Annotated in this window: 15 protein-coding genes; 7 read left to right on the top strand and 8 right to left on the bottom strand. The window is 51.5% G+C overall.

Annotation, left to right across the window (positions count from 1 at the left end):
* Positions 1-157: 157 nt before the first annotated feature.
* On the bottom strand, positions 158-535 hold the full coding sequence (locus tag V7775_RS05515) for a hypothetical protein (protein ID WP_335750849.1): 378 nt from the start codon (positions 533-535) through the stop codon (positions 158-160).
* Here V7775_RS05515 and V7775_RS05510 point away from each other — a divergent pair.
* Both V7775_RS05510 and V7775_RS05505 read left to right on the top strand, forming a co-directional pair.
* Entirely contained in the window at positions 534-1,769 is a 1,236-nt protein-coding gene (locus tag V7775_RS05510; RefSeq protein ID WP_335750848.1) for a flagellar hook-length control protein FliK, read from the top strand. The genes V7775_RS05515 and V7775_RS05510 overlap by 2 nt on opposite strands.
* A 9-nt stretch (positions 1,770-1,778) precedes the next feature.
* Entirely contained in the window at positions 1,779-2,453 is a 675-nt protein-coding gene (locus V7775_RS05505; protein WP_335750847.1) for a flagellar hook capping FlgD N-terminal domain-containing protein, read from the top strand.
* Here V7775_RS05505 and V7775_RS05500 read toward each other — a convergent pair.
* The 5 genes from V7775_RS05500 to V7775_RS05480 all read right to left on the bottom strand — a co-directional run bounded on the left by V7775_RS05500 (position 2,450) and on the right by V7775_RS05480 (position 7,830).
* Complete coding sequence (locus V7775_RS05500) at positions 2,450-3,778, bottom strand: NAD(P)/FAD-dependent oxidoreductase (protein ID WP_335750846.1); 1,329 nt, start codon at positions 3,776-3,778, stop codon at positions 2,450-2,452. The genes V7775_RS05505 and V7775_RS05500 overlap by 4 nt on opposite strands.
* The gene (locus tag V7775_RS05495) at positions 3,775-4,593 is read right to left on the bottom strand and encodes an ABC transporter permease (RefSeq protein ID WP_335750845.1); all 819 of its coding nucleotides are present in this window, start codon (positions 4,591-4,593) and stop codon (positions 3,775-3,777) included. Before V7775_RS05495 ends, V7775_RS05500 begins: the two co-directional genes overlap by 4 nt.
* Positions 4,590-5,465: an ABC transporter permease subunit gene (locus V7775_RS05490; protein ID WP_335750844.1), complete on the bottom strand. Its 876-nt coding sequence runs from the start codon at positions 5,463-5,465 to the stop codon at positions 4,590-4,592. The genes V7775_RS05495 and V7775_RS05490 overlap by 4 nt, the downstream gene beginning before the upstream one ends.
* Positions 5,466-5,547: 82 nt before the next feature.
* Positions 5,548-6,675 carry an ABC transporter ATP-binding protein gene (locus V7775_RS05485; protein WP_335750843.1) on the bottom strand — a complete coding sequence of 376 codons (1,128 nt, stop codon included), beginning with the start codon at positions 6,673-6,675 and terminating at the stop codon, positions 5,548-5,550.
* 69 nt (positions 6,676-6,744) lie between these two features.
* The gene (locus V7775_RS05480) at positions 6,745-7,830 is read right to left on the bottom strand and encodes a polyamine ABC transporter substrate-binding protein (RefSeq protein WP_335750842.1); all 1,086 of its coding nucleotides are present in this window, start codon (positions 7,828-7,830) and stop codon (positions 6,745-6,747) included.
* A gap of 228 nt (positions 7,831-8,058) precedes the next feature.
* Here V7775_RS05480 and V7775_RS05475 point away from each other — a divergent pair, with 228 nt between their 5' ends.
* The 5 genes from V7775_RS05475 (at position 8,059) to V7775_RS05455 (ending at position 14,943) form a co-directional block, all read left to right on the top strand.
* Positions 8,059-9,456 (top strand): aspartate aminotransferase family protein, encoded by a 1,398-nt coding sequence (locus V7775_RS05475; RefSeq protein ID WP_335750841.1) that lies wholly within the window; start codon positions 8,059-8,061, stop codon positions 9,454-9,456.
* A 205-nt stretch (positions 9,457-9,661) separates the two neighbouring features.
* On the top strand, positions 9,662-10,762 hold the full coding sequence (locus V7775_RS05470) for an ABC transporter ATP-binding protein (protein ID WP_335750840.1): 1,101 nt from the start codon (positions 9,662-9,664) through the stop codon (positions 10,760-10,762).
* Between the two features lie 118 nt (positions 10,763-10,880).
* Positions 10,881-11,972 carry an extracellular solute-binding protein gene (locus tag V7775_RS05465; RefSeq protein ID WP_335750839.1) on the top strand — a complete coding sequence of 364 codons (1,092 nt, stop codon included), beginning with the start codon at positions 10,881-10,883 and terminating at the stop codon, positions 11,970-11,972.
* Positions 11,973-12,067: 95 nt separating this feature from the next.
* On the top strand, positions 12,068-13,753 hold the full coding sequence (locus V7775_RS05460) for an ABC transporter permease (protein ID WP_443070085.1): 1,686 nt from the start codon (positions 12,068-12,070) through the stop codon (positions 13,751-13,753).
* Between the two features lie 11 nt (positions 13,754-13,764).
* Positions 13,765-14,943 carry an ABC transporter permease gene (locus tag V7775_RS05455; RefSeq protein ID WP_335750838.1) on the top strand — a complete coding sequence of 393 codons (1,179 nt, stop codon included), beginning with the start codon at positions 13,765-13,767 and terminating at the stop codon, positions 14,941-14,943.
* Here the strand turns inward: V7775_RS05455 and V7775_RS05450 are convergent.
* Both V7775_RS05450 and V7775_RS05445 read right to left on the bottom strand, forming a co-directional pair.
* A complete protein-coding gene (locus V7775_RS05450; RefSeq protein ID WP_335750837.1) occupies positions 14,932-16,146 on the bottom strand; it encodes a lytic murein transglycosylase in 1,215 nt (404 codons plus the stop codon). The genes V7775_RS05455 and V7775_RS05450 overlap by 12 nt on opposite strands.
* 63 nt (positions 16,147-16,209) lie before the next feature.
* The gene (locus tag V7775_RS05445) at positions 16,210-16,929 is read right to left on the bottom strand and encodes a helix-turn-helix transcriptional regulator (RefSeq protein WP_335750836.1); all 720 of its coding nucleotides are present in this window, start codon (positions 16,927-16,929) and stop codon (positions 16,210-16,212) included.
* Between the last annotated feature and the right edge of the window lie 27 nt (positions 16,930-16,956).

Genomic DNA, 16,956 nt, shown 5'->3' with positions numbered 1-16,956 from the left:
TGGCAATTGAACCTAACGCGGTTCCTATCAATAGCCGTATGATTTCAATCAGTGAACCTGACACCATTCCATTCCCGTTTGCACCAATAGCTACTGCTGCGCAAAATCCACCAATTGGACTTTCTGAGCGGATCGCTTCTCAGCGCATTCAAGCAATTCAACAATTAGAATCTGTAACTTTAGCGCCAACAGCAACCGCAACCGCAGTGCCAACAGCAACAGCTACCGCAGCGTCAACAGCAACCGCAGCGTCAACAGCAACCGCAGCGCCAACCGCAACCGCAGCGCCAACAGCAACCGCAGCGCCAACAGCAACCGCAGCGCCAACAGCAACCGCAGCGGCAACAGCAACTGCAGCGCCAACAGCAACTGCAGCGCCAACAGCAACTGCAGCACCAACCGCAACTGCAGCGCCAGCAGCAACCGCAGTGCCAACCGCAACGGCAGCGCCAACAGCAACTACAGCGCCAAAAGCAATTGCAGCACCAACCGCAACTGCAATTTCTGACGTTAAAGGCCATGCTACAGTCAACATGCCTGCTCAGTTCGCGATGATAATGGGCACTACGTCAACAATCCCACAAAATGAGCTTAAAGCCGGAAACCCGCTTTCCTCCAGTGAAAACTCTTCAAGTGATCCTTCGAATCCAACCTCAAAGCTGGAAGTGCCTTCTGGAACTTCGATCCTTGTGAAGCCAAAGACTACTGCAGCAATTGGTCAAAGAGTTTTGGATCAAAGCATTACAGCAACGCCTCAAGCTCAGTCAGAAGCATTCATTGAATTGGCTCCAACGAAACCCGCACTATTTTCTGAACAGCCGAACGTGAAAACAGTCATGAATGAATCTTCGCTACCTCCAGAGAAAGTTATTTTGGAGAAATCAGCCGCGTCAACCCAAGTATCGCGGAGTCCAATGGAGGCCATTGTATCGCTGGCATCAACTCAATTGGACCAACCCAAAATGCCATCAAGTCCTGTTGAGACAGCTCAAAATGCAAATATTTCCCAACCAAATCCCGTTCTTGTTTCGACTATTGGAATAGCTGCGAAAGTTCCCGTTTCGAACCCTCGAACCTTAATAACTGAAACTGGTAGAACACAGGACAGAATCATCTCCGACTCAGCGAGATTTTCTCAATCATCCAGCCCTTCCAGTATTCCCGTTGATATGACTGCCACGCGCATACCAACACCATTAGCCAGTGTGCCTTCATCTCAGGCCAATTTCAGTCTACCGAACCCTTCAGAAAATCCGGCCACCGCCATGAACGTTTTGGCTGCGCCTGAAGTTTTCAATTTGGATACAACCCAGCCCCTCTCACAACCACTGAATAGCACAGGTCAACTGCGCGCCGACCTCGCCCCTCAAATCGCCCGACAATTGGCTGAGGTTGCTACGCAAGCCTCAAGTCGGCCAGTAGAAATCGCTCTCTCCCCCCATGAGTTGGGTCGTGTTCGGATGTCCATTGTTTCAGACGACAATGCGATCACAGTCAGCATCGTCGCTGAACGAGGTGAGACGATAGACCTGATGCGCCGGCATATTGATCAACTTGGTCAAACTTTCCGAAGTATGGGTTATCAACAGATCAATTTTGAGTTTGGGCAAGGAGCCCAAAACAGCGATCACGCTGAAGACGGCCGCCCCAGCGAACAGACCGATACCAAGAACGGTTTGGACCAAGGAACCGATCAAGTACTTGTTGAAGAATCAACCATTGCCCAACTTAACGCCGCGTCCACCGACGGCGTCGACATTAGATTGTAAGGAACAACTATGATTTCCAATTCCGTCACTTCAACAGCTGCTTCAACTGCCACGACCGCTGCTATTGCTGATGCTCAGTCCAGTGCAGTTTTGTCATCAGATTTTGAGACCTTCATCAAAATGCTGACCACGCAGGCCAAATACCAAGACCCCTTAGAACCTATTGATAGCTCAGAATATGCGGCTCAATTGGCGCAGTTTTCGATGGTCGAGCAACAGGTGCTTTCAAATGACCTACTCACTGCGCTTACGGACCAACTGGGCAGCGGAACCATGGGGCAAATGGCCAGTTGGATCGGCATGGAGGGGCGTACGGCTGCCCTTGTACCGTTTGACAGCGAACCGATTACGGTGCTGCCAACCCCTCCGGTAGGTGCGTTAGAAATGGAATTGGTGGTGTATAACGAGAGCGGAACTGAAATCGACCGTAGCTCTCTGCCCGTTTCATCTGATCCTGTTGTTTGGGCTGGTGTCCAGCAAAACGGACAGCCGGTTGATCCAGGGCTATATCGGTTCGAGGTTGAGGCAACAGGTGGCGGCGGCACCCAGTTACCAGCCACGCAAGCTGAAACATATGCGCGCATTATTGAAGTGCAAAACATTGGAAACGAGGCAGTAGTGGTTTTTGCTGGTGGTGCCGAAGCAACAGCCTCTAGCATCACCGCGTTGCGCGAAGGGACTTAACGGTCAGCGAGCATAAGTCCCGCATAAGCAAACGGCATTGCAGCCCTGCGCCACTGCCCCAACTCAAACTTTCGAAGAGGTGATTTTATGGCGGCGGGGTATGCCATGTCTGGTTGTTTTCCTTGCACCAATTGCGCAAGGAGTCCGCCACTATAACTTCCCATCGCGACACCATTGCCATGATAGCACATTCCGGAAAAAAGACCCTGTTGCTGGGGAATTGGGCCAACAAATGGCAATAGGTCACGCGCGACGCAAACCATCCCTGACCAATTGTGCGTTGCCTCGACCTCTTTCCACGCAGGAAACATGGCTTCAAAATCAGACCGTATTTTGACTAAGGCGCGTGCCTCTGCTTTGGAACCTGTCCTGAGCCCGCCACGCATTCCAAATAGGAATCGTCGATCAGGCATAAGTCGAAAATAATGTAAAAGATTACGGCTGTCATATGCCATCTGATCGGTAGTCCAGCCTGCGTCAAATAGCTCTTGTTCCGACAGTGGACGTGTGACGATAACATTTGACTGGGCTGGCATGTAGCGCGCTGACAGCCAATCTGGCAAGTCCTCGGATGAATACCCATTCGTGGCTACAATCACGCGATCAGCGTGAAGCGAATAGCCATTCACATCAAGTGTCCAACCTCCTGACTGTTTCATTATCTTCGATACAGAGCTGGATTCGAATATCACGCCTCCGGCAGCTTGCACGGCCTTTGCCAATCCCTTTATATATTTGCGCGGATTTAGACCAAAACCAGCCTCGATTGTGATACCCCCGTAGAACGGGCCAGCCATACCCAAAGCTGTGAGATCCTCCGTTCCATGAAGGTGATAAGGCACACCATAGTTTTCTTGCACGCTCAGACCGTAGCTCTCTAATTCACCCATATCTTTCGGCCGGTGCGCCAGCGACGTCTCGCCCCATGAATGTCTATCCACGTTGATGTTATGTGCCGCAATCGTTTCCTCAACCAACCGGATCGCAGCCAATTCTGTGCGGCGAAAATCAACGCGACCCTGTTTGCCAAAACGGCGATCCAGCGTTGTATCGCTAGCCATGCTGCCGCCGAGACAACAAAAGCCACCATTGCGGCCAGAGGCGCCCCAACCGATACGTTTCATCTCGAGAACTGTAACGTTGATCCCATCACGGGCCAAATGTAGCGCGGCCATCAGCCCAGTAAAACCAGCACCAATAATGGCCACATCTGTATGCCCCGATTCTTTGAAAACGGGAGCAGCAGGAATATCGCACGTGACATCCCACCAGCACTTCGTACGGGGGCCATCACCATAGGCGTACTCGTCAAATATTCGTTTCATGCCGTACGTTCGGCAGCCCGCGCATCTTTTTGCGCACGCACCGAATTGCGTTTAGAAATGAGCGATGCTGAAATCACCCCAACAGTCACAATCCCGATCATCAGCGTTGATAGGGCGTTAATCTCCGGCGAAACACCAAGGCGAACTGCGCTCCAAATCTTGATAGGTAGCGTTGTTGAGGACGGGCCAGATACAAACGATGCAATCACTAGATCATCAAGGCTAAGCGTAAAGGCGAGCAACCAGCCGGAAATCACAGCTGGCGCAATGATTGGCAAAGTGACCAGCCGAAAGGCGTCAAATCGGTTGCACCCCAGATCAAGCGCCGCCTCCTCCAACGAGCGATCGAAACTGACCAACCGTGAAGAAACCACAACTGAAACATAGCACATCGAAAACGTCGTATGAGCCAAAACAATTGTCAGCACACCCCGATCTAGCCCAATCCCGATGAACAAAAGAAGCAGCGATAAACCTGTAATAACTTCGGGCATAACAAGCGGCGCATAGATCATGCCAGAAAACAGCGTACGTCCAAAGAACCGGCCAGAGTTCACCAACACATAAGCCGCCATTGTTCCAAGGATCGTCGCGAAGGTAGACGAGATCACTGCAACTTTGATCGTTACCCACGCTGCATTTAGAAACGCCTCGTCACGCAACAACTCACCGTACCATTTGGTTGAAAACCCAGCCCAAACCGTAACCAACTTTGACGCATTAAAACTATAGATCACCAGAAGAATCATCGGTAAATACAGAAATGCAAACCCGAGAGTAAGCGACGTGATGTTGAATGGGCTTAGACGCTTCATGCTTCTGCCTCCGCCTGTTTTTGCTGGTTCCGTTGGAAAAGCACAATTGGGACAATCAGGATCAGCAGCAGGATCACCGCCACTGCTGATGCAACGGGCCAGTCGCGATTGTTAAAGAACTCTTCAAACAAGACTTTACCGATCATCAGCGTACCTGAGCCCCCCAAGAGGGACGGGATAACAAATTCACCCAACGCCGGAATGAACACCAGGAAACACCCCGCAATGATCCCGTTTTTCGATAAGGGAATCGTCACCAACCAAAACGCAGATAGACGAGAGCAGCCAAGGTCTTCAGCGGCTTCAATCAAGCTGCCATCAAGTCGTTCAAGCGCGGCATAAATCGGCAAAATCATGAAGGGTAAATAGGTATAAACGATGCCGATATAGACAGCATAGTTTGTGTTCAAGATTGTGAGCGGTTCCGAAATCAAACCTGTCCACAGCAAGAATTGGTTCAGCAAACCCTCATTGCTCAGGATTCCAATCCACGCATAGACGCGGATGAGAAAGGAGGTCCAGAAAGGCAGGATCACCAGCATCATCAACGTGGCGCGCCACTCGTCCGGGGCACGGGCCATCGCATAGGCCATCGGGTAGCCAACCAAGAGCGTCAGGAGGGTGGAAATAAATGCAATTTTCAGGCTGCTCAAATACGCTTTGTAATACAGATCATCTGTGGTCAAGAAGACGAAATTTTCGAAATCCAAACCCTTGATCAACGCGCTGAAGCCGTCCTTGATCGTTGGCGTATAGGGCGGAATTGCAAGCGCTATGTCTGACAAGGATATCTTGAAAACGATCAAGAAAGGGACCAAAAACAGTGCCAACAACCACGAGTATGGCACCGCAATTAATGCAAACTTACGCATCACATTCCTCCTCGTTCAGATTGCAAATTAGGCACTATCTGTAACTGCGCCACAGTGTCTAAAAAGATGCTCTCACATAAGCTCATTCGGCCAATAGCACCCCAGCGGTCGCGTTCCAGCGGATCCAAACAGGATCTTCCCATGTGATATCACGGCGCGATAGGCGACGTGTATTTGCGGTCTGCGCTTTTATGATCTGCCCACCAAGGAGCTCCACGTGATAGGTACTCAAGTTTCCAAGATACGCGATATCAAGAACTTTGCCCTGAACCGCATTTTCAGCCTCTGCAGGTTTGTCTTTGGTAATAGAAATCTTCTCTGGACGAATGGCGAGATGGCACTCCTGGCCCTCAGAAAATGGCAGCTCGGATGTCGCTAAAATGGGGGCCTGATCGCCGGACCAATCAACAAAATACTGCTCCTTGTTTGCAGCCTTTGCAGTGCCTTTGATAATATTCACATCACCGATGAAATCGGCCACGTACACACTATTGGGAGTCTCATAGATCCCGTCCGGTGTTGCAACCTGAATGATGCGACCTTCGTCCATCACTGCAACACGTGAAGCGACTGTCATCGCTTCTTCTTGATCGTGGGTGACGATGACAAACGTGGTGCCTGTCGTCTCTTGAATATCCATCAATTCAAACTGTGTATCCTGACGCAGCTTTTTATCTAACGCGCCAAGCGGTTCATCCAGTAACAACAGTTTTGGCCCCTTGGCCAAGCTCCGTGCGAGGGCGACACGTTGACGTTGCCCACCGGAAATCTGGTGAGGTTTACGTCGACCGAATTTTTCTAAACGTGTCAGCTTAAGCATTTCGGAAACGCGCGCATCAATTTTGTCTTTTGGGAGCTTGTCACGTTTTAGACCAAAGGCGATGTTCTCATAGACACTAAGGTGGGGAAACAGCGCATAGGATTGAAACATCATGTTCACTGCACGTTGGTTCGGCGGCACCGCAGCGATGTCCTGACCAGCCAGCTCAATTGTGCCTTCGGTTACGGTCTCAAACCCCGCTAACATCCGCATCATCGTGGTCTTGCCACAGCCCGATGGACCAAGAAGAGCAAAGAACTCTTTCTCGTAGATATCTTGTGTCAGGTTGTCGATTGCTACGAAATCGCCAAAGCGTTTTGTGACGTTCTTGAACCGGATGAGGGGTTTTTCCGACAGATCGTCCCAAGGGGCAAAAACAGTTGTACTCACGAGTGTTAATCCTTGTACGCCACAGTGGAAAAGACGGCACCGTTTGATGCCGCCTAAGTCGTTTTCAAATCAGGTACCGGATTTGATTTTTGTCCAGCTGCGTGTCACAACACGTTGCACCTTTGGCGGGTAAGGTCTGGTTGTGAACAAGTTCTCTAGCGTGGCCGCATCAGGATAAATCGCGGGATCGCCACTTACGTCTTCGACCAAAAACTCTTGTGAGGCCTTGTTACCGTTTGCGTAGTAAACATAGTTCGACGCCGCAGCCATGTTTTCCGCATCCATGATAAAGTTCAGGAACTTATGCGCCGCATCAGGGTTGGGCGCATCAACAGGAATTGCCATCTGATCAAACCACATCTGCGCACCTTCTTTGGCCGCGTTATATGCAATTACAACACCATTATCGGCTTCTGCGGCACGGTCACGCGCTTGCAAGATATCGCCTGACCAGCCCACAGCAACGCAAATGTCGCCGTTCGCCAGCGCGTTGATGTATTCAGAGCTGTGGAATTTCTGAATGAAAGGCCTGATTTTCGTCATGACCTCTTCGGCTTTTGCGATGACTTCCGGATCGTGGCTATCGGGATCTTCACCGATGTATTTCAAAGCCATTGGCAGCATTTCGGCTGGCGCATCAAGGAAATGCACACCGCATTCTGCCAGCTTGGACATGTTGTCTGGGTTTAATACCAGTTCAAGCGAATCGAGCGGCGCATCTGCGCCCAACAGTTCCTGCACCTTTCCAACATTCGCACCAATGCCGGTGGTGCCCCACATATAGTTGACCGAGTAAGCGTTATCAGGGTCATATTGTTCCGTGCGGCTTTCGACTACGTCCCACATATTTTCAATGTTTGGCAGCTTGGATCTGTCCAGCTTCTGGAAAGCGCCTGCTGTGATCTGGCGCTGCAGGAATGTACCTGAGGGAACAACAACGTCGTAACCTGAACCACCGGAAAGCATTTTGGTTTCCAGCAATTCATTGCTGTCAAAAACATCATAGATCAGTTTGATGCCAGTATCTTCTTCGAATTTGGCAAGCAGGTCTTCGTCAATATAGTCCGACCAGTTGTACACGCGAACTTCTTCGGCAAAGGCAGTGCCAGCCAATAAGGCTACAGCTGCGGTGCCCGTTAAAAGTGACTTAATCATTATGAGACTCCCATAGGTGACGCTGGGTTGATCCCAGCATTTGGCAAAAAGATGATCAAACTTCGCACCGATTGCCAAGCCAATTCAGGTTCGGTGACCCTAGCCTGAGCTGTTTTCGAAGAAATTTTTATCATCAGCCTAATCTATATACAGCACAGTAAGATTGACCGCGCAACAATTTGATCATATTTTCCGATAATCGTATTCCAACCTGATAGGGGCCCTTTCATGACCACCACTTCAAATCATCTCCCCACTGCTGAATTGCAAAAGCTGGATGCAGCACATCACATGCACCCCTTCACCACCAATGACGAGTTGAGCGGAATTGGTGCACGTGTGATCACCAGCGCAAAGGGCATTTATCTGCGTGATAGTGAAGGCAATGAGATTTTGGACGCCATGGCAGGTCTATGGTGCGTGAACATAGGATACGGTCGCGAGGAGCTGGTTCAGGCGGCTACACGCCAGATGGCCGAGCTCCCCTATTACAACACCTTTTTCAACACGACACACACACCAGCTATCGAACTGGCGGCAGAACTGGCCAAACTAGCGCCAGAAGGGTTGAACCATGTGTTCTTTGCTGGTTCGGGTTCCGAAGCCAATGACACAAATCTACGGATGGTCAGGACATATTGGGCGGAAAAAGGTCAACCCGAAAAATCCCATATCATCAGCCGTAAAAACGCCTATCATGGCTCTTCGGTTGGGTCGGGTTCATTGGGTGGTATGGCCTATATGCATGCTCAAGGCGGCATGCCGATTCCCGGAATTCATCACATTGGTCAACCTGATTGGTGGACCGAAGGTGGCAATCAAACACCTGAGGAATTTGGCCTTGCCCGCGCGCAAGAGCTTGAGACGAAAATCCGTGAACTTGGGGCCGAGAAAGTCGCCGCGTTTATTGCTGAACCAGTGCAAGGCGCGGGTGGCGTCATCATCCCGCCAGCAACCTACTGGCCCGAAATTCAACGCATCTGCGACAAGTATGATGTCCTAATCATCGCCGACGAAGTCATCTGCGGATTTGGACGCACAGGAAATTGGTTTGGCTCCACAACGATGGGAATCAAACCGCACATCATGACAATCGCAAAGGGTCTCAGCTCTGGATACGCACCCATCGGTGGATCAATCGTATGCGATGAAATTGCCGAAGTAATCAACGCCATCGAATTCAACCATGGCTACACCTATTCAGGGCACCCCGTTTGCGCAGCGGTTGCATTAGCAAACTTGAGAGTCATGCAAGACGAGAACATTTTAGATCACGTAAACAACGTGGCTGCCCCCGCGCTAAACGCCGCGTTGGAAAAGCTGGCAGAACATCCGCTGGTTGGTGGAATGAACGTTCAAGGCATGATGGCCTCGCTTCCCCTGACACCCAACAAGGAAACCCGCGCCGATTTTGAAATGGACAAAGGCACCGTAGGGTTTTTTTGCCGCGAGCGCTGCTTTGCCAATGGTTTGGTGATGCGTCACGTAGGGGATCGCATGATCATCTCTCCACCATTGGTCATCACGCCGGATGAGATCGACATCTTTCACACACGTGCGAAACTCGCCTTGGATGAAACATATAAGGCGCTCAAGGATGGCGACATGTTGAACGTAGCATCCTAAGAGCCGCAGATTGCGGTGTGAGTTAATCATGCCCAGTCTGCCTTACGAACAGGCAAAATGCCTGAATTCGCATATTCATCAGGTAATTCGCCCTGAATTTCCTCAGATTATCGAATTTCAACGTTATCCAGTTGCAAAGCTGATCACAGGCGCGTTTACTTTGATCCAATGTTGAAAATAACAACAACCACGGGGAGCCAAAAATTTGGCCGATACTAAAAGTAGCAACGCGTTCGTTGAATTTGAACGTGTGCAAAAGAGTTACGACGGTGAAAACCTTGTCGTAAAAGATCTTAATCTCAGCATGCCCAAAGGCGAATTTTTGACGATGCTCGGTCCATCAGGCTCCGGCAAGACAACTTGCCTGATGATGCTAGCTGGTTTTGAAACGGCAACCCATGGTGATATTCGCCTTGATGGTGTGTCAATTAATAACATTCCGCCTCACAAACGCGGAATTGGCATGGTATTTCAAAACTATGCACTCTTTCCGCACATGACAGTTGCCGAAAACCTCTCCTTCCCGCTGGAAGTGCGCAAGATGGGGAAATCCCTGCGCGAAGAGAAAATCACGCGTGCACTTGGCATGGTCCAGATGAACGATTTTGCGGGCCGTCGCCCTGCACAACTTTCTGGTGGCCAACAGCAGCGGATCGCACTTGCACGTGCGTTGGTTTTTGAACCTGAACTGGTTCTGATGGATGAGCCGCTGGGCGCGCTCGACAAACAGTTACGCGAAACACTGCAGTTTGAGATCACGAATCTGGCACACGATCTGGGCATTACCGTGGTTTATGTGACCCACGATCAAACCGAAGCGCTCACAATGTCTGACCGCGTTGCCGTGTTTGATGATGGTCGCATCCAGCAGCTGGCACCGCCAGACAAGCTGTATGAAGAACCTGAAAACAGTTTCGTTGCGCAGTTCATCGGTGAAAACAACACCCTTGAGGGCGTTGTCAAAGAGATCAAAAATGGCGTGGCACTTGTTCAGCTAGACAGCGGCGAGATCATCGAAGCCAAACCGATCAACGTGACCCAAGCAGGTGAACGTACCCGTGTTTCAATCCGGCCAGAACGCGTCGAATACAACAAAGAACGTATGCGAGAAGGCGCGTTTACCTTGAAGGCCGAAGTGCTGGAGTTCATCTACATGGGTGACATTTTCCGCACGCGCCTACGGGTTGCTGGTCGCGACGACTTTGTTGTCAAAACACGTAACGCACCGGATCAGGATCGCCTTACACCGGGCACCCAGATCGAAATTGGCTGGTTGCCTGAGGATTGCCGCGCGCTAGACGCTTAAGGTCTACCGCGCAGGTCATATCGCGCAGCCTATGGCTGCGTGATCTATAAGAGGCGACAACTAAACCCGTTGTTGCCGCCTTGGAATATACCAACGGGATAAAACTGGGAGACTCTAAATGAACCTCACAAAAACATTGTTGGCCACCACTGCACTAACTGTTGCAGCTGGCATGGCGCACTCTGACGAAATGACGATCGTATCATGGGGCGGTGCTTACTCTAAGTCACAGCAAAACGCCTATCACACACCTTACACGGAAAAGACTGGCGTAAAGATCATCAATGATGAATCTTCTGCCGAAGCCGTTTCCAAGCTGCGCGCGATGAACGAAGCTGGTAACGTGACATGGGACGTTGTTGACGTTGTTGCTGCTGACGCTCTGCGTCTGTGCGACGAAGGTCTGGCGATGGAAATCGACCCTGACACAATGTTGGCCGATGCACCTGATGGCACAAAAGCCTCCGAAGATTTTGGCGAACTGTTGGTTGGCGACTGCTTCATCCCACAGATCGTGTATTCCACAACTTTTGGCTATCGCACTGACCTGGTCGGCGACACCGCGCCAACAGACATCTGCGCAATTTTCGACACCGACGCCTACCCGGGCAAACGTTCGCTCGAAAAACGTCCAATCAACAACATGGAATGGGCATTGCTCTGTGACGGCGTTGCAAAAGGCGAAGTCTATGACGTTCTGGAAACCGATGAAGGTCAACAGAAAGCTCTCGATAAGCTGGCAACTATCAAAGACGACGTGATCTGGTGGTCCGCTGGTGCAGACACGCCACAGCTGCTTGCTGATGGTGAAGTTGTTATGGGCTCCACATACAACGGCCGCCTGTTTTCACTCATTGCTGAGCAAGACCAGCCAGTTGCCATGTTGTGGGACGCACAAGTATTCGATCTGGACGGTTGGATCATCCCAACAGGCCTGAGCGAAGAGCGTCAAGCACGCGCACTGGACTACATCATGTTCGCAACAGACACACAGCGTCTGGCCGATCAGTCCAAGTGGATCTCTTACGGTCCTGCACGCAAGTCATCCGCACCACTGGTTGGCAAGCACGCAGAACTGGGCATCGAAATGGCACCACACATGCCTACCGACCCAGCGAACGCAGCGAACACGTTCCTGTATAACTACGAGTTCTGGGCAGACTACCGTGACGACATCGACGCCAAATTCCAGGCGTGGTTGGTAAAATAAGCTACCTTTAGCTTTAGGAGAGGGCCTATCGCGGCCCTCTCCACACATCATTCGTTAGTTACTTTACTACTTCCGACCAAGCCGATGGGGACACCATGAGCGAAGCAACACCAGCCCAAACAGCATCATCATCCGCCGCCGAAGCGCGCATAGCGGATGCCGCCCATACAGGGCCAATGCTCGCCGCCGATGGCACTCCTTTGAAAAAGTCGCTTAACCGCGCACTGCGGTTACAGAAAATGAGGGCTTTGGCCCTGATCGCGCCCTTGCTTATCTTTGTCTTGGTCACGTTTATCGCGCCAATCGCCGATATGTTGTTCCGCTCTGTTGAGAACGAGATCGTCTCCGAGACTCTGCCGACCACGACACAAATGCTAGTCGAATGGGACGCGGAAGGTACTGAGATTCCCGGAGAGCCAGTATTCGAAGCACTCTATGACGACATGTTCTTTGCCAAAGAAGCAAAGCTGCACACACGCCTTGGGTCCCGCCTCAATTATGAACTGACAGGTGTTTCATCTCTGTTCCGTAAATCAGGCCGCAAGATCGATGACATGGGTGAAGTCTATCAGGATCAGTTTGAAGGCCTTGATGCCTTTTGGAAAACCAATGAAAACTGGGCCAGCTTTATGGCCAGTGATGCATGGGTTGCCGCCATGGCAAACTGGAAAAAAACAGATGGCGCACAGCCCGCGTTTGAGTTGCGCGATGGAGTAGCAGAAATCTTGCCGGCAACTTCGGCCAGCTACTTGCGTTTTGCAGACTTCATCCAGAACGTAGATGAAGACAATCTTTACAAAGAAGACCCATGGGCTATCGTCTATTCCTCCCTGCACAGTGATCTGACAGGTGAGAACGGTGTATCTTCTTATACGGGTCCCGCTGCGACAAAACTCCAAGCAGCCGCAGCTGCCGCCTCAACATTCGAGACGGTCAACTTCTCCGAAGCATTTAAGAAGATCGACAAAGACTGGCACGATCTGGAAGTATGGCAGACGATCAAGGTCTACACACCAAAATACACGTCCGGTTACTTTTTGAACGCAGTAGATCGGCAGAAATCTGTTGAAGGCGTCGAAAAGCGCCCAGAAAACCAACGCATCTACGGCATCCTGTTCTTCCGCACGATGGTAATGTCAGTAGCTATCACACTGTCCTGCATTTTACTGGGCTACCCCGTTGCATGGATCCTTGCCAACCTGCCCGCACGCCAAGCCAACCTGTTGCTGATCCTAGTACTGTTGCCGTTCTGGACCTCACTCTTGGTTCGGACATCGGCGTGGAAGGTCATGTTGCAACAACAGGGTGTGATTAACGACACGCTTGTTTGGCTCGGTATTGTTGCAACCGATGACCGCTTAGCTCTGATCAACAATCAAACAGGCACGATCATCGCGATGACGCACATCCTGCTGCCGTTTATGATCCTGCCGCTTTATTCGGTTATGCAAACGATCCAGCCCACGTATCTGCGCGCCGCAAAAAGCCTTGGTGCAACGAACTGGACCGCCTTCTGGCGTGTCTACTTCCCGCAATCCATCCCAGGTATCGGCGCGGGCAGTATTCTCGTGTTCATCCTTTCGATTGGTTACTACATCACACCTGAAATCGTAGGCGGGACATCTGGTACATTCATCTCGAACCGGATCGCCTATCACATCTCCAGCTCTCTGAACTGGGGCTTGGGTGCTGCACTTGGTGCGATCCTCTTGGCAGCGGTTCTGCTGCTGTATTACGCCTACGACAAGATCGTCGGCATCGATAACGTGAAACTCGGATAAGGAGCAGACCCATGGTTGCACTCACACCCATCTCGCGCACCGAAACGAGCTTTTATGTTCCGGTTGTTGCAGCTTTCGGCGCCTTCTTTGGCGTCTTCATCGGCACTGGTCAGGGCAACCTGATCGCCGGCGTCCTTGGCGGCGCTATTCTCATGGCTGTCATTGCCTTTGTGCTGACAAAAATCATCAAACAAGAAAGAGCAGGCCGTTGGGGGCTTACCGTGCTCGGTGCCCTTGGTGGTTTTGCCTTCGCTGGCCTGCCTGGCCTATTTATCGGTACGTTTTTTGGCTGGTTCTTTGGATTCCTGATCTTCTGGCTATATGAAGGTCGCTATCGCGCAAAAGTGGCACCTTACCTGACACCTGGCCAGGTGCTGTGGCACTTTGCCTTCCGCACGATCTGTGGGTCCATCTTTGTGTTCCTCATCACGCCAATCCTTGTTGTGATGCCGCTTAGCTTTAACGCGCAGGATTTCTTCACGTTCACACCTGAAATGTTGCGTTTTGATCCCGCAGGTTACTCACTCAAGCACTATCGTGACTTCTTTACTAATGACGCATGGCAGGACGCGATGAAGAACTCGCTGCGGATCGCACCTATGGCTACGATTCTGTCAGTGACGTTTGGTACATTAGCCGCAATTGGCCTTAGCCAGCCACACGTACCATTCCGCCGCGCAATCATGGCAATTCTGATTTCACCAATGATTGTGCCGCTGATCATTTCGGCTGCTGGCATGTACTTCTTCTACAGCCGTATCGGCCTGCAAGGTACATACATCGGCGTTGTGCTTGCGCACGCAGCTCTTGGTATTCCGTTTGTGATTATCACAGTGACCGCGACATTGGTCGGCTTTGACAACTCTCTAACGCGGGCCGCTGCAAACATGGGTGCAAACCCTGTGACTACGTTCTTCCGCGTTCAAATGCCGCTGATCTTACCGGGTGTGATCTCGGGTGGCCTGTTTGCTTTCATCACCTCGTTTGATGAAGTTGTTGTTGTTCTGTTTGTCGGTTCTGCTGGACAAAAGACGCTACCATGGCAGATGTTTATTGGTCTGCGCGAACAAATCAGCCCAACGATCCTAGCCGTTGCGACGATCCTTGTCGGTATTTCGATCTGCCTACTGACCGTCGTCGAAATGTTGCGCCGCCGTTCCGAACGGATGCGCGGTATGTCACCGACTTGATTTAAGACGCTCAAGCAAGCGGGGAGAGGCGTAGCCATCAGGCACCTCTCCCTGCGCCACCTGCCACCCACGCACAGCATTCACCGTCAACGGCCCGATTTTCGCGTCGATCTTTTGGGTATCAAATCCCTGCGCAGTGAGCTCTTTTTGCAGCTCGATCCGTTCAACATAACTAAGCGCACGATCCTGCGTCGGCCAACCGCCCTGCAGACGCCCTGCACCAGCAATACGATCCGATAGATGGCCCACTGCAATTACGTAGGCATCCGCGGTATTGTAGCTTTCCAGCACTTCGAAATTCTTGAACACCATAAATGCTGCACCTTCTGCTCCTGCAGGCAACAGAATTGACGCGGGGCCGTGATCTAGGACAGCTGTTCCATTGATGTCAAAAACACCCAAATCAGCCCATTCGGTTGGTGATTTGGTCACATCGCGATTGGCGAGCAGATAATAAAACCCTTTGGGCACACTCACCTCTACACCCCACGGTTGCCCCGTCATCCATCCATTCTCCTTGAGGTAGGCACTGGCAGAAGCCAGCGCATCACGCGGATCAGCACCCCAAATGTCCCGCTTGCCATCACCAGTCCAATCAACGGCGTGATCAATAAAAGAACCCGGCATAAACTGGGTATGCCCCATCGCGCCAGCCCAACTGCCATTGAGGTTCCCCAACGTGGTATCTCCGCTTTGAACGATTTGAAGGGCCGCGATCACTTGGATCTCGAAAAACTCCGCGCGGCGCGCATCATACGCAAGCGACGCCATTGACGTTAATACAGGATCACCGCCCTTGAACGTGCCATAAGCGCTCTCCAGCCCCCAAATCGCCGTGACGATTTCTGCTGGAACCCCATACCGCGCCTCAATTTCATCCAACGCTTTTTGTTGACGTTTCAACGCCGCCTTTCCGTTGCTTACGCGCAAGTCCGACACAGCGGTCTCTAGGTAATCCCATATTGTTTTTGTGAATTCTGATTGGTTACGGTCGCGCTCAACAACCTTCGGCGCGTAGGACACGTTAGCCATCGCCGTATCAAAAACCGAAGGTGTGATCCCAGCAGCAATGGCCTTGGGTTTAAACGTTTCTATCCAATCCTGAAGACCTGCATCGCTGCGGTGAACTGCATCCCGCGGTACCGTTGTTTGCGCCCCAACAGGAAGCGCCAAAGACATCAAAAGAAGTGAAATAAAACGCATGGTGGACCCCTAAAGCATCGTTGCCGGATCGACCCTAACCACATTCATTTGCCGCGAAAAGCGTTAGCCAGAGATTGGGCGGTCTTTAGCCCTTTCCTCAGCCTCTGCGCGCATCACAGCAACAAAGTCGCGCAGTAATGGAACGCGTCGGGGTCTGAAGTTTCCACCTGTCAAGGAGAGGTCGCACATCCGGTCCAATCGGAATGCTCGAAAACCTGACCGCAGGTGGCACCACGCCAACAGCATGTGGGCGTTCTGCATAAAAACAATGCTGAGCGGATCAACACTACGCTCTGTAACGTCGCCCTTTCCATCTTCATACTCAAAAGAAACAGTAGCCTCATCCCAAGTCGCAGCGCGCAAAGCCTTCACATCAATACTAGGTTGTGGCGGACGAACAAACCGACGCGCATCAAGGACAGCATGTTGCAATCGATGGGTTTGACGCGCGGGCAAACGGGCCTTGAGCTTGGACAGCGCGGTCTGTGCCGCTTCGGCTAGCGCAGGATCACCAATCACTGTCACCTCCCTCAGGCCCAGTACGAGGGCTTCCAACTCGTCATCGGAAAAGGCCAATGGCGGCAGCGCTGCATCCTCAATCAGTGTGTACCCAAAACCTGCTTCACCATCGATCACAGCCCCCAATCCCCGCAATGCATCAATGTCGCGGTAGATCGTGCGCAATGACACGCCTGTTTCATCCACCAACGTCGAAGCCGTAACAGGCGCACGCAAACGGCGCATCAATTGCATCAGTTGAAACAAGCGGTGTGTACGGGTCATTTTGCATCCTTTCTTTAACTGCCATTC

It is taken from the genome of Sulfitobacter sp., from assembly GCF_036960155.1.
Taxonomy (GTDB): domain Bacteria; phylum Pseudomonadota; class Alphaproteobacteria; order Rhodobacterales; family Rhodobacteraceae; genus Sulfitobacter.
This window is presented reverse-complemented; position numbering and strand designations above follow the sequence as displayed.

Excerpts from the sequence above, each read along its gene's own strand:
- V7775_RS05510 (WP_335750848.1), top strand. The coding sequence starts at position 534 with ATGCCTGCTCAGTTCGCGATGATAATGGGCACTACGTCAACAATCCCA.
- V7775_RS05515 (WP_335750849.1), bottom strand. The coding sequence starts at position 535 with ATGTTGACTGTAGCATGGCCTTTAACGTCAGAAATTGCAGTTGCGGTT.
- V7775_RS05505 (WP_335750847.1), top strand. The coding sequence starts at position 1,779 with ATGATTTCCAATTCCGTCACTTCAACAGCTGCTTCAACTGCCACGACC.
- V7775_RS05500 (WP_335750846.1), bottom strand. The coding sequence starts at position 3,778 with ATGAAACGAATATTTGACGAGTACGCCTATGGTGATGGCCCCCGTACG.
- V7775_RS05495 (WP_335750845.1), bottom strand. The coding sequence starts at position 4,593 with ATGAAGCGTCTAAGCCCATTCAACATCACGTCGCTTACTCTCGGGTTT.
- V7775_RS05490 (WP_335750844.1), bottom strand. The coding sequence starts at position 5,465 with ATGCGTAAGTTTGCATTAATTGCGGTGCCATACTCGTGGTTGTTGGCA.
- V7775_RS05480 (WP_335750842.1), bottom strand. The coding sequence starts at position 7,830 with ATGATTAAGTCACTTTTAACGGGCACCGCAGCTGTAGCCTTATTGGCT.
- V7775_RS05475 (WP_335750841.1), top strand. The coding sequence starts at position 8,059 with ATGACCACCACTTCAAATCATCTCCCCACTGCTGAATTGCAAAAGCTG.
- V7775_RS05465 (WP_335750839.1), top strand. The coding sequence starts at position 10,881 with ATGAACCTCACAAAAACATTGTTGGCCACCACTGCACTAACTGTTGCA.
- V7775_RS05460 (WP_443070085.1), top strand. The coding sequence starts at position 12,068 with ATGAGCGAAGCAACACCAGCCCAAACAGCATCATCATCCGCCGCCGAA.
- V7775_RS05455 (WP_335750838.1), top strand. The coding sequence starts at position 13,765 with ATGGTTGCACTCACACCCATCTCGCGCACCGAAACGAGCTTTTATGTT.
- V7775_RS05450 (WP_335750837.1), bottom strand. The coding sequence starts at position 16,146 with ATGCGTTTTATTTCACTTCTTTTGATGTCTTTGGCGCTTCCTGTTGGG.
- V7775_RS05445 (WP_335750836.1), bottom strand. The coding sequence starts at position 16,929 with ATGACCCGTACACACCGCTTGTTTCAACTGATGCAATTGATGCGCCGT.